Source organism: Streptomyces griseomycini (genome assembly GCF_014203535.1).
Lineage (GTDB): Bacteria > Actinomycetota > Actinomycetes > Streptomycetales > Streptomycetaceae > Streptomyces > Streptomyces griseomycini.
The window spans coordinates 16,733-33,509 of sequence record NZ_JACHJI010000032.1; the positions used below are offsets into that span (position 1 = coordinate 16,733).

Sequence of the window (16,777 nt, forward strand, 5' to 3'; positions counted from 1 at the left end):
CGGGTGATCCGGCGATCACCCTCCGCGCGATTCCCCGGGGCGACACGGCACCATCCGAGGGGCCCGGACGTTGTGTCTTCCGGAGCAGTCGTGAAACAGATAGGGAGCATCGGACGGTCACCGCCACTGCGGGCCTCCCGGCGCGGCGGGGTCCTCGCATACGATGGCCGTTGCCCAGTCAGTGAAACGGAAACCGACCGTCCCAGGCCCGACCGGCAAGGAGACCAACCCCCGTGTCCGTCCTCTCGAAGATCATGCGTGCAGGCGAAGGCAAGATCCTGCGCAAGCTGCACCGCATCGCGGACCAGGTCAACTCCATCGAAGAGGACTTCGTCGACCTCTCCGACGCCGAGCTGCGGGCCCTCACCGATGAGTACAAGCAGCGCTACACCGACGGTGAGAGCCTGGACGACCTGCTGCCCGAGGCGTTCGCCACGGTCCGCGAGGCCGCCAAGCGCGTCCTGGGCCAGCGGCACTACGACGTCCAGATCATGGGCGGCGCGGCCCTGCACATGGGCTACGTGGCCGAGATGAAGACCGGTGAGGGCAAGACCCTCGTCGGCACCCTGCCCGCGTACCTGAACGCCCTGGCGGGCAAGGGCGTCCACATCATCACGGTCAACGACTACCTGGCCGAGCGCGACTCCGAGATGATGGGGCGCGTCCACAAGTTCCTGGGCCTGAGCGTCGGCTGCATCCTCGCCAGCATGACGCCGGCCCAGCGCCGCGAGCAGTACGCCTGCGACATCACCTACGGCACGAACAACGAGTTCGGCTTCGACTACCTGCGCGACAACATGGCGTGGTCCAAGGACGAACTCGTCCAGCGCGGCCACAACTTCGCCATCGTCGACGAGGTCGACTCCATCCTCATCGACGAGGCCCGTACGCCGCTGATCATCTCCGGCCCGGCCGACCAGGCCACCAAGTGGTACGGCGACTTCGCCAAGCTGGTCAAGCGCCTCAAGCGCGGTGAGGCCGGCCAGCCGCTCAAGGGCATCGAGGAGACCGGCGACTACGACGTCGACGAGAAGAAGCGCACCGTCGCCATCCACGAGTCCGGCGTCAGCAAGGTCGAGGACTGGCTGGGCATCGACAACCTGTACGAGTCGGTGAACACCCCGCTCGTGGGCTACCTGAACAACGCCATCAAGGCCAAGGAGCTCTTCAAGCGCGACAAGGACTACGTCATCATCGACGACGAGGTCATGATCGTCGACGAGCACACCGGCCGCATCCTCGCCGGCCGCCGCTACAACGAGGGCATGCACCAGGCGATCGAGGCCAAGGAAGGCGTGCCGATCAAGGACGAGAACCAGACGCTCGCCACGATCACGCTGCAGAACTTCTTCCGCCTCTACAAGCGCCACGACCACGACGGCAAGGAGATCCCCGGCCTGTCCGGCATGACCGGTACGGCGATGACCGAGGCCGCCGAGTTCCACCAGATCTACAAGCTCGGTGTGGTGCCCATCCCGACCAACCGGCCGATGATCCGCAAGGACCAGTCCGACCTCATCTACCGCACCGAGGTCGCCAAGTTCGAGGCGGTCGTCGACGACATCGAGGAGAAGCACCGCAAGGGGCAGCCGATCCTGGTCGGCACCACCTCGGTGGAGAAGTCCGAGTACCTCTCGCAGCAGCTCAGCAAGCGCGGCATCCAGCACGAGGTGCTGAACGCCAAGCACCACGAGCGCGAGGCGTCGATCGTCGCCCAGGCCGGCCGCAGGGGCGCCGTCACCGTGGCCACGAACATGGCCGGCCGCGGTACGGACATCAAGCTCGGCGGCAACCCCGAGGACCTCGCCGAGGCGGAGCTGCGCCAGCGCGGCCTCGACCCCGAGGAGCACATCGAGGAGTGGGCGCACGCCCTGCCCGAGGCGCTCAAGCGGGCCGAGGAGGCGGTCAAGGCCGAGAAGGAGGAGGTCGAGAAGCTCGGCGGCCTCTACGTCCTGGGCACCGAGCGGCACGAGTCGCGGCGCATCGACAACCAGCTGCGCGGTCGTTCCGGCCGTCAGGGCGACCCCGGCGAGTCCCGCTTCTACCTCTCGCTCGGCGACGACCTGATGCGCCTGTTCAAGGCCCAGATGGTGGAGCGCGTGATGTCCATGGCGAACGTGCCGGACGATGTGCCGATCGAGAACAAGATGGTCACGCGCGCGATCGCCTCCGCCCAGTCGCAGGTCGAGACGCAGAACTTCGAGACCCGCAAGAACGTCCTGAAGTACGACGAAGTCATGAACCGCCAGCGCGAGGTCATCTACGGCGAGCGGCGCCGCGTGCTGGAGGGCGAGGACCTGCACGAGCAGATCCAGCACTTCATGGACGACACCATCGACGCCTACGTCCAGGCCGAGACCGCCGAGGGCTTCCCCGAGGACTGGGACCTGGACCGGCTGTGGGGCGCGTTCAAGCAGCTCTACCCGGTGAGCGTCACCGTCGAGCAGCTCGAGGAGGAGGCCGGCGACCGGGCCGGCCTGACCGCCGAGTTCATCTCGGAGGCCATCAAGGAGGACATCCGCGCCCAGTACGAGGCCCGCGAGGCGCAGCTCGGCTCCGAGATCATGCGCGAGCTGGAGCGCCGGGTCGTGCTGTCGGTCCTGGACCGCAAGTGGCGCGAGCACCTCTACGAGATGGACTACCTCCAGGAGGGCATCGGCCTGCGCGCGATGGCGCAGAAGGACCCGCTGGTCGAGTACCAGCGCGAGGGCTTCGACATGTTCCAGGCCATGATGGACGGCATCAAGGAGGAGTCCGTCGGCTACCTGTTCAACCTGGAGGTCCAGGTGGAGCAGCAGGTCGAGGAGGTCCCGGTCGAAGAGGTCAAGCCGGTGGCCGACCTGGAGAAGCAGGACACGGTGCCCGCGCAGGCGGGTGCGCGCCCGGAGATCCGCGCGAAGGGGCTCGACGCCCCGCAGCGGCGGAACCTGCACTTCTCCGCGCCGACGGTGGACGGCGAGGGCGGCACCGTCGAGGGCGACTTCGCCACCGACGAGGAGCCGGTGCGCTCCGAGGCCGACGGCCTCACCCGCGCGGAGCGCCGCAAGCAGGCGAAGGGCGGGCGTCGCCGCAAGAAGTGAGTGGTGCCGCTCCGTGCGGGAGCGGTCCGAGCGGGCCGAGGGCCGGGCACCAGGGGTGCCCGGCCCTCGGGCGTCGTCCGCGTGTCCGGTGCCCGGAACGCGGCGTGCGGCGCTCAGCGGCCGGTGGTCCGCCGCGCGGTGCGGGCGGGACCGCCCAGCTCCACCGCGGTGCAGCGCCAGCGCAGGTCCCGGCCCCGCTCCAGCCGGAACGCCATGGCGCGCAGCCGGTCGCCGGCACCGATCCGGGCGAAGGCCTCGATGGCGCCCTCGCGGGGTTCGAACCAGCCGACGTCCCGCACGACGGGCCGGGCGCCGCGGGTGCGCAGCGGGCCGTGCTCGGCGAGCCGGACCAGCTCGTCGTAGGCGCGGCCCGCCGTGTGCCGCAGCATGGCGTGGACGGGGCGCTGCCCGCTCAGGACGGCGAGGAGCAGCTCGGCGAAGCGGTCGGTGGGGCGGGGCTGCGGGACGACGGGCCGGTGCGGCGTCCGGGCGGGGACGCGGGACGCGGCCTCCCGGGCGGAGACCGTCCGGGAGGCCCGGACGGAGGCCGCCCGCGCGGTGGCGGACGGAGGGCGGTTGTCCGCGGGGCGTGAGGGCCCGGCGGTGGGGGCGGGGCGGCCCCCGTCGGGGGACGGGACGGGGACGGCGGTTCCCGCGGGGGTGCGGGGCGGTGTGGTGCCGGCGGGGCGGCGGGAGTCGCGGCGGTTGGCCGGACGGCCGGCCGGACGGGTGGCGCCGAAGCGGTGCTGAGCCCTGGTCATGACCTTGTGCATGGGACCCCGTTCGAACGGGCCCGGGCGTCGCCGTCGGTCCGGAGGCCGGGCGATACCGGGCGGTAACTTCGTGGTTGGGGATCTTGTACGGGGCGGGGCGGCGCGGCGGCAAGGAACCGGAGTGCGGGTCGGGCCGGCCGGGAAGTTCACCTATCCGAGTGGTCGGCGGCCGGCCGGCCCCGTCCGGGAGCGGGCGCACCGGGTGACGTCCGGGCCGGAAGTGGACGCGGCCGGGGCGGTGGGCGGGGACCCGATGGGGGACGCCGGCGCTCACCCGCGGACGTATCCTGAAGGCTCCCCGAGCCGGGCAGGACAGCCCTCGCCGGGTGCCGGCGGATCCCTCCGACCACGAAAGCGGCCGACATGCGCGTCTACGTCCCCCTGACCCTCCCCGGTCTCGCCGAGGCGCACAGGACGGGCGGGCTGGGCGACGGACCGCTCCTCGCGTACGCCGTGACGCCCGCGCTGCGCGAGTGGTACGTCTCCGACGACGTCGAGGAGCTGGAGTACGCCGCGCTGGGCCGTGCCGCGCTGGCCTCCCTGCGGCTGCTGGCGGCGGACCCCGACGCGCCCCGGCGCCGGGTCGTGGTCGCCGTCGACGTGCCCGACGAGGCGGCCACGACCGACCCCGACCGCGGGCTCGACCCGGCCGCCCTCGGGGAGGTGCGGGTCACCCGGGCCGTGCCGCTGGCCAAGGCGGCCGCGGTGCACGTGGACGCGGCGGACGCGGAGGCGGACGTGGCGGCCGCCGCCCGGGCGCTGCCCGCGGCGGACGGCGGGGACGACGACGCGCGGTTCACGGTGGACGGCGCGGAGGACCACGAGCTGCTGTGGTACGCCACGCAGGAGATCCCCGGCCTGGTGGGGCCGGGGGACTGAGCGCCGCCGGAAGCGCCGAGCCGCCGCCCTCCTGGATGTCGGCGCCGACGGGTACGTTCTTGGGCATGGGGACGCACACGGACGCGCACATCGTCTGGGACTGGAACGGAACGCTGTTCCACGACGTCGACGCGGTCATCGGGGCGACGAACGCGGCCTTCGCCGAGCTGGGGCTGGAGCCGATCACGCTGGAGCGGTACCGGGAGCTGTACTGCGTGCCGGTGCCGAAGTTCTACGAGCGGCTGATGGGGCGGCTGCCGAGCGAGGCCGAGTGGGAGCTGATGGACGCGACCTTCCACCGGTACTACACGGAGCACCGGGTGCGGTGCGGGCTGGCCGAGGGCGTGGTGGAGCTGCTGGCGGGGTGGTCGTCGGCGGGACGCAGCCAGTCGATCCTCAGCATGTACGGGCACGAGGACCTCGTGCCGCTGGTCCGGGGCTTCGGCATCGAGTCGCACTTCGTACGGGTCGACGGACGGACCGGACCGTCCGGGGGCAGCAAGGCGGAGCACATGGTGCGCCACCTCGGCGCGCTCACCGGTGTGGACCCGGCGCGCACGGTGGTGATCGGCGACGCGGCCGACGACGCGCTGGCCGCACGGCACGTGGGGGCGCGGGCCGTCCTCTACACCGGCGGCTCCCACGGCCGGGCCAGCCTGGAGGCGGTGGGCGTCCCGGTGGTGGACACCCTGGCGGAAGCCGTCGCGGAGGCGGAGCGCCTCGCGGCGTGAAGGCTCCCGTGAGGCACCCCCGGGGCCGGTCGTCGTCGGGCGCGCACTGTGCAGAACGTCAAACTTCGCCCCCTGGTTTTGTACACATACGGCTCATGACGGGCCCCCTGTGAGGAGCGATAGCCTTGTGGCGTGATCAGCGCGATACCTCGCGGGGACATGGACGTCTCCGCTGTGCGCCCGGGGAGCACGGACGACATCCGTGACCGGGCGGCGGTCGCTGGTCTTCACGGGCGGGGCGGGGCCCGGTGGGTACCCGGGACGCGGCGCACTCCCCGGGAGCAGGTGACGCGGAGAGCAGCGTCACACCCGTCGGGCGCACCGGAATCGGCCGAACGGCCCCCGCTCGTCTCACCTTGCGGCATAGCGTCGGCACAGACCGGACACCCCGCGTCGTATCACCGCACCACGAGGTCAGAGACCGTACTTCCTTCTACGTCACGCAACGGCGCGCGACAGGAGCCAGAGGACCATGCAGACCAAGCTGGACGAAGCCAAGGCCGAGCTGCTCGACAGGGCCGCCCGGGTAGCTGAGAACAGCCCGGCCGGGGGGAAACTACCGACCGGGACGGCGGACGGCGGTGCTCCCGACCGGGAGTCCGTGCTCGCGTTCCTCCAGCGCTACTACCTGCACACCGCCCCGGAGGACCTCACCGACCGCGACCCGGTCGACGTCTTCGGGGCCGCCGTCTCGCACTACCGGCTGGCCGAGAACCGCCCGCAGGGCACGGCCAACGTGCGGGTCCACACCCCGACCGTCGAGGAGAACGGCTGGACCTGCAGCCACTCCGTCGTCGAGGTGGTCACCGACGACATGCCCTTCCTGGTCGACTCCGTCACCAACGAGCTGACCCGCCAGGGCCGCGGCATCCACGTCGTGATCCACCCGCAGTTCGTGGTCCGCCGGGACGTCACCGGCAAGCTGATCGAGGTGCTCCCCTCCCCGGCCGGCGGCGACCTCCCGCACGACGCGCGCGACCTCCCGCACGACGCGCACGTGGAGTCCTGGATCCACGTCGAGATCGACCGCGAGACCGACCGCGGCGACCTCAAGCAGATCACCGCCGACCTGCTGCGGATCCTCTCCGACGTCCGCGAGGCCGTCGAGGACTGGGGCAAGATGCGTCAGGCGGCGACCCGGCTGGCCGAGGAGCTGCCCGACGAGCCCGTCCCCGGCGACCTGCCCGCACCGCAGGTGGAGGAGGCCCGCGAACTGCTGCGCTGGCTGGCCGACGACCACTTCACCTTCCTCGGCTACCGCGAGTACGAGCTGCGCGCGGACGACTCGCTCGGCGCCGTCCCCGGCACGGGCCTCGGCATCCTGCGCGCCGACCCGCACCACGCCTCCGCCGAGGGCCACCCGGTCAGCCCGTCCTTCGAGCGGCTGCCCGCCGACGCCCGCGCCAAGGCGCGCGAGCACAAGCTGCTGGTGCTGACCAAGGCGAACAGCCGGGCCACCGTGCACCGGCCGTCCTACCTGGACTACATCGGCGTCAAGAAGTTCGACGCCGACGGCAACGTGGTCGGCGAGCGGCGCTTCCTCGGACTGTTCTCGTCCGCCGCCTACACCGAGTCCGTGCGCCGGGTCCCGGTGATCCGCCGCAAGGTCGACGAGGTCCTGGAGCGCGCCGGCTTCTCGCCGCACAGCCACGACGGGCGCGACCTGCTCCAGATCCTGGAGACCTACCCGCGCGACGAGCTCTTCCAGACCCCGGTCGGCGAGCTCCAGGCCATCGTCACCTCCGTCCTCTACCTCCAGGAGCGCCGCCGGCTGCGGCTCTACCTGCGCCAGGACGAGTACGGGCGCTACTACTCCGCCCTCGTCTACCTGCCGCGCGACCGCTACACCACCGGTGTCCGGCTGCGGATCATCGACATCCTCAAGGAGGAGCTCGGCGGCATCAGCGTCGACTTCACCGCCTGGAACACCGAGTCCGTCCTCTCCCGGCTGCACTTCGTGGTCCGGGTCCCGCAGGGCACCGAGCTGCCGCAGCTGTCCGACGCCGACAAGGAACGGATCGAGGCCCGGCTCGTCGAGGCCGCCCGCTCCTGGGCCGACGGCTTCGCCGAGGCGCTGAACGCCGAGTTCGGCGAGGAGCGCGCCGCCGAGCTGCTGCGCCGCTACGCGGGCGCCTTCACCGAGGGCTACAAGGCCGACCACTCCCCGCGCAGCGCGGTCGCCGACGTGGCCCGCGTCGAACAGCTCAGCGACGAGCGGAACTTCGAGCTCAGCCTGTACGAGCCGGTGGGCGCGGGCCCCGAGGAACGCCGCTTCAAGATCTACCGCAGGGGCGAGGCGGTCTCCCTCTCCGCGGTGCTGCCGGTGCTCCAGCGGCTCGGCGTCGAGGTCGTCGACGAGCGGCCGTACGAACTGCGGTGCGCCGACCGCAGCCTGGCCTGGATCTACGACTTCGGCCTGCGCATGCCCAGGGCGACCGGCGCCGGCGCCGACTACCTCGGCGACGACGCGCGCGAGCGGTTCCAGGAGGCCTTCGCCGCGACCTGGACCGGCAAGGCGGAGAACGACGGCTTCAACGCCCTCGTGCTGAGCGCCGGACTGACCTGGCGGCAGGCCATGGTGCTGCGGGCGTACGCCAAGTACCTGCGCCAGGCGGGCTCCACCTTCAGCCAGGACTACATGGAGGACACCCTCCGCAACAACGTCCACACCACCCGGCTGCTCGTCTCCCTGTTCGAGGCGCGGATGTCGCCGGACCGGCAGCGCGCCGGGTACGAACTGGTGGACGCCCTGCTCGAGGAGCTCGACGCCGCCCTCGACCAGGTGGCCTCGCTCGACGAGGACCGCATCCTGCGCTCCTTCCTCACCGTCATCAAGGCGACGCTGCGCACCAACTTCTTCCAGGAGGCGGCCGGCGGCACGCCGCACGACTACGTCTCCATGAAGTTCGACCCGCGGGCCATCCCCGACCTCCCGGCGCCGCGCCCGGCGTTCGAGATCTGGGTGTACTCGCCGCGCGTCGAGGGCGTGCACCTGCGGTTCGGCAAGGTCGCGCGCGGCGGCCTGCGCTGGTCGGACCGCCGGGAGGACTTCCGCACCGAGATCCTCGGCCTGGTCAAGGCGCAGATGGTGAAGAACACCGTCATCGTGCCGGTCGGCGCCAAGGGCGGTTTCGTCGCCAAGCACCTCCCCGACCCGAGCGTCGACCGCGACGCCTGGCTGGCCGAGGGCGTCGCCTGCTACAGGACGTTCATCTCGGCGCTGCTCGACATCACCGACAACATGGTGGCCGGCGAGGTCGTGCCCCCGGCGGACGTCGTCCGCCACGACGAGGACGACACCTACCTGGTCGTCGCCGCCGACAAGGGCACCGCCACCTTCTCCGACATCGCCAACGAGGTCGCCGCGTCCTACAACTTCTGGCTCGGCGACGCCTTCGCCTCCGGCGGCTCGGCCGGATACGACCACAAGGGCATGGGCATCACCGCCCGCGGCGCCTGGGAGTCCGTCAAGCGGCACTTCCGGGAGCTGGGCGTGGACACCCAGGCCCAGGACTTCACGGTCGTCGGCATCGGCGACATGTCCGGTGACGTGTTCGGCAACGGCATGCTGCTCAGCGAGCACATCCGGCTGGTCGCCGCCTTCGACCACCGGCACATCTTCATCGACCCGAACCCGGACGCGGCCGTCTCCTACGCCGAGCGCCGCCGCCTGTTCGAGCTGCCCCGCAGCTCCTGGGCCGACTACGACACCGGGCTGCTGTCGGCCGGCGGCGGCGTGTTCCCGCGCACCGCCAAGTCCATCCCGGTCAACTCCCAGATCCGCGAGGCCCTCGGCATCGAGCCCGGCGTCACCAAGATGACCCCGGCCGACCTGATGAAGGCGATCCTGACGGCTCCGGTGGACCTGCTGTGGAACGGCGGCATCGGCACGTACGTCAAGGCCTCCAGCGAGTCCAACGCCGACGTCGGGGACAAGGCCAACGACCACATCCGCGTCGACGGCAGGGACCTGCGCGTCGCCGTCGTCGGCGAGGGCGGCAACCTGGGCATGACCCAGCTCGGCCGGATCGAGTTCGCACTGCACGGCGGCCGGATCAACACCGACGCCATCGACAACAGCGCGGGCGTGGACACCTCCGACCACGAGGTGAACATCAAGATCCTGCTCAACGGCCTGGTCACGGACGGGGACATGACGGTCAAGCAGCGCAACAAGCTGCTCGCCGAGATGACCGACGAGGTCGGCCGCATGGTGCTGCGCACCAACTACGCGCAGAACACCGCCATCGCCAACGCCCTGGCCCAGTCCAAGGACATGCTCCACGCCCAGCAGCGCTTCCTGAAGCACCTGGTGCGCGAGGGCCACCTGGACCGCGCCCTGGAGTTCCTGCCCACCGACCGTCAGATCCGCGAACGGCTCGCCGCGGGACAGGGCCTGACCGGCCCGGAGACGGCCGTCCTGCTGGCGTACACGAAGATCACGGTCGCCGAGGAGCTGCTGCACACCTCGCTGCCCGACGACCCCTACCTGAAGGTGCTGCTGCACGCCTACTTCCCGAGCGCGCTGCGCGAGCAGTTCCAGGAGCACATCGACAGCCACCCGCTGCGCCGTGAGATCACCACGACCGTGCTGGTCAACGACACGGTCAACACGGGCGGCACGACGTACCTGCACCGGATGCGCGAGGAGACCGGCGCGTCGCTGGAGGAGATCGTCCGGGCGCAGACCGCGGCCCGCGCGATCTTCCGCTCCTCGGTGGTGTGGGACGGGGTCGAGGCCCTCGACAACAAGGTCGACGCGGAGACCCAGACCCGGATCCGGCTGCACTCGCGCCGGCTGGTGGAGCGCGGCACGCGCTGGCTGCTCAACAACCGGCCGCAGCCGCTGGAGCTGGCGGAGACGGTGGACTTCTTCGCCGAGCGCGTCGAGCAGGTCTGGGCGCAGCTGCCGAAGCTGCTGCGCGGCGCGGACCTGGACTGGTACCAGAAGATCTACGACGAGCTGACCGGTGCCGGCGTCCCGGACGAGCTGGCCACCCGGGTCGCCGGGTTCTCCTCCGCCTTCCCGACGCTCGACATCGTGTCGGTGGCCGACCGGACGGGCAAGGAGCCGCTGGACGTCGCCGAGGTCTACTACGACCTCGCCGACCGGCTGCGCATCACCCAGCTGATGGACCGCATCATCGAGCTGCCGCGCGCCGACCGCTGGCAGTCCATGGCCCGCGCGGCGATCCGCGAGGACCTGTACGCGGCGCACGCGGCGGTGACCGCGGACGTCCTGGCGGTGGGCAACGGCTCCTCGACCCCGCAGCAGCGCTTCCAGCTGTGGGAGCAGAAGAACGCGGCGCTGCTCGCCCGGGCCCGCACCACCCTGGAGGAGATCCACAGCTCCGACTCCTTCGACCTCGCCAACCTGTCGGTGGCGATGCGGACGATGCGGACGCTGCTGCGCAGCCACTCGTAGGCGGCACGGGCCGCGTGGGCGGCGCGGCCCGCCGAGGCCGTACGCGGACGCGGGGGCGCCCCGGACCCGACGGTCCGGGGCGCCCCCGCGTCCGTTGTGGTGCCTTGAGCGGGGTTCGCCCGGAATTCCGTGAGGAACGGAACTTTCCGGGCAAAGCTCCTGTGTGATCGTTCGCTCCTCGCCGTCCGCCGCGCCCGGGAAGACCGGCACGCGGCGCGCCGTGGCCCGTCCGGCGACCCTCGGCCTGGTCATGGCCCGGGTCGCCGCCGGGCTCGTCGTGGTGCTGACGGCCCTGGTGATCGTGCGGCTGCCGTGGGTCGGCGACCTGGGCATGCACGCGGCGACCCTGCAGCGCCTGCGGCACAGCCCGCTCGACCCCGGCAACCCGCTGGTCGACGCGGACACGCCGAGCCCGTACTACTCGCCGTGGACGCTGCTGCTCGGCACCGCCGCCCGGGCGACCGGGCTGTCCGTGTTCGTCGTCCTGCGCCTGGCCGCCGTCGTCGGACTGGCGCTGCTGGTGACCGGCGTGGTGCGGTACGTGCGGACGCTGGGCGCGCACCGGGCCGCGCCCGCGCTCGCCCTGCTGAGCCTGCTGCTCCTGTGGGGGACGACCCCGTTCCCGTGGAGCGGCTTCCCGGGGCTCACCTCGCTGGCGCTGACCGTGGCGTACCCGAGCACCTTCACCCTCGGCCTCGCCTTCCACTTCTGGGCGTGGCTGACGGGGGCGCTGCGCGACGGGGCCGGGTGGGGGAGGTGGCTGGGGCTGGGGGCGCTGTGGGCGGTGATCCTGCTCTGCCACCAGTTCTCGGGGGTGGTGGCCACGCTGGGCGCGTGTGCCACCGTGCTCGCGGCGCGCCCGGGGCGGGCGGTGTGGCCGCGGGCGGCCGCCGGGCTGCTGCTGGGGGCGGTGGTGCTGTGGGCGTGGCCGTACTACGACTTCTTCGCGCTGTCCGGGGCCGGAGACGGCCTCGACCCGGTGCACCGGGTGCTGTACGGGGACCTGGCCGCACGGTTCGGGCTGGTGGCGCTCGGGGTGGCGGCGCTGGTCGCGCGGTGGTGGCGGGACCGGTGGGACCCACTGGCGCTGTTCTTCCTGCTGGGGGCGCTGGTCGTGGCGGCGGGGTGGCTGAGCGGCCACTTCTCCTGGGGGCGCGCCCTGCCCGCCGTGACGGTCCCGGCGCAGCTCGCGGCGGCGCTGGAGGCGGTCCGGGCCGGGCGGCGCGGGGTGCGCGCCGGCCGGGCGGCACTGCTCGCCGGTGCGCTCGCGGTCGGGGCGTGGGCCCAGGCGGGGACGCTCGGGTACGTGGTCCCGCGCGGCGTCCTGCCGCAGGCGGTCGAGGACGGGTACCGGCCGCCGTGGACGGGGTACCGCTGGATCACGCCGTGGGTGGGGTACGGGGACGTGGTCATGGCCGGGACCGGCCCGGCCCGCCGGATCCCCGCGTACGGGCCGTACACGGTCGCTCCCGGCTACCCCGACTTCTTCCTGCCGGACGAGGAACGCCGGACGGCGGTCACCGAGGAGTACTTCGCCGCGGGGACGCCGGAGCGGGTGCGCAGGGACATCGAGCGGGAGTACGGGGTGCGCTGGGCGGTGGACACGACCGGGGTCCTGGCCGACGACGCCGGGCTGCGGGCGGTGACGCGGGGACCGGAGGGGCAGGTGCTCTACGAGGTGCCCTGAACGGCCCTCGTCCCGCCGCCGCCCCTCGCCGTCCCCCTCACGCCGCCGTCGCCCTCACCGCAGCGCGCTCGCCACCAGACGGCCCGCCCGGCGCACCGCCGGGCGGGCCACCCGGCGGGCCACCGGGCGCAGCACGCCCGCCGTGACCCCGACCGGTTCCCAGCGCACCTGGAGCCGGCCCGGACCGTGTCCCTCCGGCTCGACCGTGACCCGGTGCGGGGCCGCGCCGGAGCGGTACGGGACGCGGGCGGTCAGGGCCGGGAAGTCGAGCGGGGCCAGCAGCAGCCCCGTGTTGCCCTGCCCCCGGTGGGTGAGGCGGACCAGCGGGTGCCGCACCCCGGCGAAGCCGCTCAGCGGCAGGGAGGCGGCCGCGAGGTCGACGCGGACGCGGCCCTCGAAGACGCCGGGACGGACGGGGGAGAGCCGGAAGGGGACCGTGAGCCGGCGCCGGCCGGGGGTGAGGAGGAGAGCGGCGCGCTGGGGGCCGACCGGCAGCCGCAGGGCCGGGTCGTACGTCCGTACGGCCAGCTCGACTCCGGCGCCGGGTCCCCGTGCGATCTCCGTGACCTCGTGGCGGAACTGGGCGCCGAAGAACGGGCGGGTGTCCAGCTCCAGCTCGGTCAGGTCCAGTTCGCGGCGGGCCTCGGCGGTGGCGGGGAGCCGGTCCCCCCAGTAGGTGCGGCCGTCCGCGTCCGTGGTGACCTGCCGCGGGGCGACGTCGTGGCCGAGACCGCGGGCCGCCAGCCGGACCTCGGACAGACGGCGGTCGCGGACGAGCTGCAGCACCACCCGTTCGGCGCGCGGGAGACGGGCGTACGCGCCCGGGGACAGCGTGTCCAGGTAGGGGTTCACCAGGTCCGCGAAGGCCGCCAGCCACTCCTCGTCCCGGTGGGGCAGGTCGCCCGCGTACATCCGGAAGTCGTGCTTGAGGAACTTGAAGTCCTTGTCCTCGCGCAGCCCTCCGTGCCCGCTCTCGGTCAGGAAGGCGTCGATGAGGTGCTGCACGTGGATGCGGTCGCGGACGTTGTCGAGCCGGTGCCGCTGGTTGGAGATGGACGCCGCGTCCGAGGCCGCGTAGGGGGCGATGTACCAGAGGTACACCGGCTCCGGGACGATCGTGAACCTCTTCGCCAGGCAGTACGCCCGGGCCGAGAACAGCTGGTCCTCGTAGTGGATGCCCTCGGGGAAGCGCAGGTCGTGCCGGTCGAGGAAGGCGCGGGCGTACATCTTGCTGGTCGACAGGTGCTCGAAGAACAGCCGCGGGTCGGCCTCGATGCCGTCCAGGGTGCGGCGCTCGCGCACGAGGTGCGGCATCCAGGTGGAGTGGCGGCCGGTGTCCACCCGGATCCGCCGGACGGCGCCCATCGCGAAGTCGATGTCCCGTTCGCGGTGCGCGGCGAGCAGCAGTTCGACCGCGTTCCGGGGGAGTTCGTCGTCGCTGTCGAGGAACATCAGGTACGGCGCCCGCGCGATCTCCAGGGCGCGGTTGCGCGGGGCGCTGCACCCGCCGCTGTTCTCCGGCAGCCGCAGGCACCGGATCCGCGGGTCGCGGGCCGCCAGTTCCCGCGCCACCCGGGGGGTGTCGTCCGTCGAGTGGTCGTCGCTGATGACGATCTCGAGGGCGCGGTGGGTCTGGCGGCGGACGGACTCGACCGCGCGGGGGAGCCGCTCGGCGTCGTTGTGCACGATCACCGTCACGGTGACGTCGGGGGTGCCGGAGGCGGTGGCGGTGGTCATGACGGGCATGCCTCCTCGGGGCTGGGCGCCGGGGTGCGTTCCTCGAGCGGCAGCACCGGCGGCAGCGCCTCCTCGTCCTGGCCGAGGAAGACCCGGCGCACGACGCGCTCGGCGGCGCGGCCGTCGTCGTACTCGCAGAACCGGCGGCGGAAGGCGGCCCGTGCCTTCGCCGCCTTCTCGTCGCGCCAGGCGTCGGTGGCGAGGATCTCGGTGAGTTCCTCCTGGGTGCGGGCCACCGGGCCGGGGGCCTCGGCCATCAGGTCGAAGTAGACGCCGCGGGTGGTGCGGTAGGTCTCCCAGTCGTCGGCGTGGACGATCAGCGGGCGGTCGAGGTTGGCGTAGTCGAACATGATCGACGAGTAGTCCGTGACCAGGGCGTCGGCGGCCAGGCACAGCTCCTCGACCGGGTCGTAGGAGGAGACGTCCACGATGCGGCCCGAGCGGCGCAGGCCGGTCAGCGGGGCGGCGGCGCCGTCGTAGAAGTAGTGGCCGCGCACCAGCAGGACGGTGTCCTCGCCGAGGCGGTCGGCGAGCGCGGCCAGGTCCAGGCGCGGGGTCCAGCCGGCCTCGTAGTCGCGGTGGGTGGGCGCGTACAGCACGGCCCGGCGGCCGGGCGCGACGCCGAGCCGTTCGCGGACCGCGCGGACGTCGTCGGCGCCGGCCGTGTAGTAGACGTCGTTGCGCGGATAGCCGTGGTCGAGCGAGACGTACCGGGACGGGTACGCACGCTCCCACATCCGGGTGGTGTGGCTGTTGCTGGAGACGCTGTAGTCCCACTTGTCGACGCGCTCCAGCAGCGCGGCGAAGTCCAGCCCCTGGGCGGCGGCCGGGAACGCCATCTGGTCCAGGCCCATGCGCTTGAGCGGGGTGCCGTGGTGGGTCTGGAGGTGGATCGCGTCGGGGCGTTTGACCACCGCGTTGGGGAAGTTGACGTTGTTGACGAGGTACTTCGCGGTGGCGAGCACCTCCCCGTAGCGGCGGGTGCCGGGGACGACGTGGTCGGTGCCGGGCGGGAGCAGGGCGGCGTTCTCGGCGGTCACCACCCACACCGGGTGGATCTGCGGGGCGAGTTCGGCGAGCTTGGCGGCGATCGCGGCCGGGTTGCAGGCGACCCCGCGGTTCCAGTAGGCGGCGAACACCGCCAGGTGGGGGTCGACCGGGCGGTGCAGGGCCCTGCGGTACCGGTGGTCGCGGACCCGGGCGCCGAGCTGCCGCCTGCCGGTGCGCACGGTGGACTGCACGGCGCGGCGGGTGCGGTTGGCGGCCTGGAACGCGCGGTACCTGGTGTAGGCGCCCTCCTCGAGCAGCGAGCGGCGGACGCCGTCCAGGCCGGCGGGTCGCCGGTACCCCTCGGGCCGGCGGCGCAGGGCGGCGGTCGAGGCCCGGCGGAAGAACTCCCGGGCCACGTCCTCGGGCATGCCGCCGCGGGCGAAGACGCGCAGACAGTCCCGGACCATGATCTCGTACAGCACGGTGTAGGCGGCGGGACGGTCGCGGACGAGGTCGAGGAGGCTCTCGTAGCGGTCGACGAGGGCGTAGCGCTGCTCGGCGGTGACCGGGGGGAGGCTGGTGGGCCGCAGCCGGCGGTCCTCGTGGGCGACGTGCGGCAGGCAGGCGACGCGCTCGGCGAGCAGGAGGGCGGCGAGGGCGGCGTGCGGCTCGTCGTCGGAGGCGAGGCGGTCCTCGTGCGCCCGCCAGAAGCCGGCGCGCAGGACGCGGGTGCCGAGCAGCGGGGTCAGGCGCAGCAGGTAGGCGCTGTCGTCGAGGGCGAGGTCGGTGCGGCCCGCGCGGGCGAGCAGGGGGCCGTCCGCGGAGGGCAGGCCGCCGGTGCGCCAGGTGCTGCCGACGTGGTCGACCAGCAGGACGTCCACGGTGTCGGGGAGTTCGGCGACGCGTTCGGCGATCGTGCGCGGGCCGCCGGGCGGCAGGCCGTCCTTGGCGCGGACGAAGTGCAGCCAGCGGCCGGTGGCCCGGGCCGCGCCCGCCGACCGGGCCGCCGCGTCGGACGTGCCGTCGGGCAGGGGCAGCACCCGGACGTCGGGGGCGTGCCGCTCGGCCGTCTCGCGGGCCCAGTCGCCGACGGCGGCGACGACGACCTCGGTGTCCGGGCGGGGGTGGGCGGCGAGGGAGTCGAGGAGGCCGCTCAGGTGGTCCTGGGTGTTCGGCCCGTGGACGATGACGCTGAGCTCGGGCATCGCGGGGCTCCTTCGGCTGCTCGACGTCGCTCCGGTCGTTCCTCATCGGACATTCCGTTTCGGTCATATTGGCACCAATGCGACCGAAGGCGGCACCGGACGCGCGGGAGTGCGCCCCGGGCCCCGGGAGGGAGCGGCACCCGCTGCGGCCGCGGTGGTGCCTCCGGCCACGGCCCGGGCCCCGCCGGGGTGGTGCCGGCGGGGCCCGGGCCGTGCCGGGTCACTTGCCCGTGAACTTCTCGTACTCCTTGAGCACCTCGTCGGTCGGCC

General features: G+C 72.9%; 8 protein-coding genes. 5 read left to right on the forward strand and 3 right to left on the reverse strand.

From position 1 onward, the window contains the following. Positions 1-233: 233 nt before the first annotated feature. A complete protein-coding gene (gene secA, locus FHS37_RS37540; RefSeq protein WP_184829627.1) occupies positions 234-3,080 on the forward strand; it encodes a preprotein translocase subunit SecA in 2,847 nt (948 codons plus the stop codon). Positions 3,081-3,193: 113 nt separating this feature from the next. On the opposite strand, the gene FHS37_RS37545 is transcribed toward secA, so the two are convergent. Then, a complete protein-coding gene (locus FHS37_RS37545; RefSeq protein ID WP_184829629.1) occupies positions 3,194-3,853 on the reverse strand; it encodes an Rv3235 family protein in 660 nt (219 codons plus the stop codon). A gap of 363 nt (positions 3,854-4,216) precedes the next feature. Between FHS37_RS37545 and FHS37_RS37550 the strand changes: the two genes are divergently transcribed. From FHS37_RS37550 to FHS37_RS37565, 4 genes are all read left to right on the forward strand, one after another. After that, positions 4,217-4,732, forward strand: coding sequence for a DUF6912 family protein (locus FHS37_RS37550; protein ID WP_184829631.1), 516 nt, complete (start codon positions 4,217-4,219; stop codon positions 4,730-4,732). A gap of 65 nt (positions 4,733-4,797) precedes the next feature. Continuing rightward, on the forward strand, positions 4,798-5,463 hold the full coding sequence (locus tag FHS37_RS37555; protein ID WP_184829633.1) for an HAD family hydrolase: 666 nt from the start codon (positions 4,798-4,800) through the stop codon (positions 5,461-5,463). Between the two features lie 472 nt (positions 5,464-5,935). Continuing rightward, positions 5,936-10,888, forward strand: coding sequence for an NAD-glutamate dehydrogenase (locus FHS37_RS37560; RefSeq protein WP_184829635.1), 4,953 nt, complete (start codon positions 5,936-5,938; stop codon positions 10,886-10,888). 250 nt (positions 10,889-11,138) lie between these two features. After that, complete coding sequence (locus FHS37_RS37565; RefSeq protein WP_221500791.1) at positions 11,139-12,575, forward strand: hypothetical protein; 1,437 nt, start codon at positions 11,139-11,141, stop codon at positions 12,573-12,575. A 54-nt stretch (positions 12,576-12,629) separates the two neighbouring features. Here the strand turns inward: FHS37_RS37565 and FHS37_RS37570 are convergent, their stop codons facing one another. Together FHS37_RS37570 and FHS37_RS37575 are read right to left on the reverse strand one after the other, a co-directional pair. Continuing rightward, complete coding sequence (locus FHS37_RS37570; protein ID WP_375372343.1) at positions 12,630-14,312, reverse strand: glycosyltransferase family 2 protein; 1,683 nt, start codon at positions 14,310-14,312, stop codon at positions 12,630-12,632. Further along, positions 14,309-16,507, reverse strand: coding sequence for a CDP-glycerol glycerophosphotransferase family protein (locus FHS37_RS37575; RefSeq protein ID WP_184829641.1), 2,199 nt, complete (start codon positions 16,505-16,507; stop codon positions 14,309-14,311). Before FHS37_RS37575 ends, FHS37_RS37570 begins: the two co-directional genes overlap by 4 nt. Between the last annotated feature and the right edge of the window lie 270 nt (positions 16,508-16,777).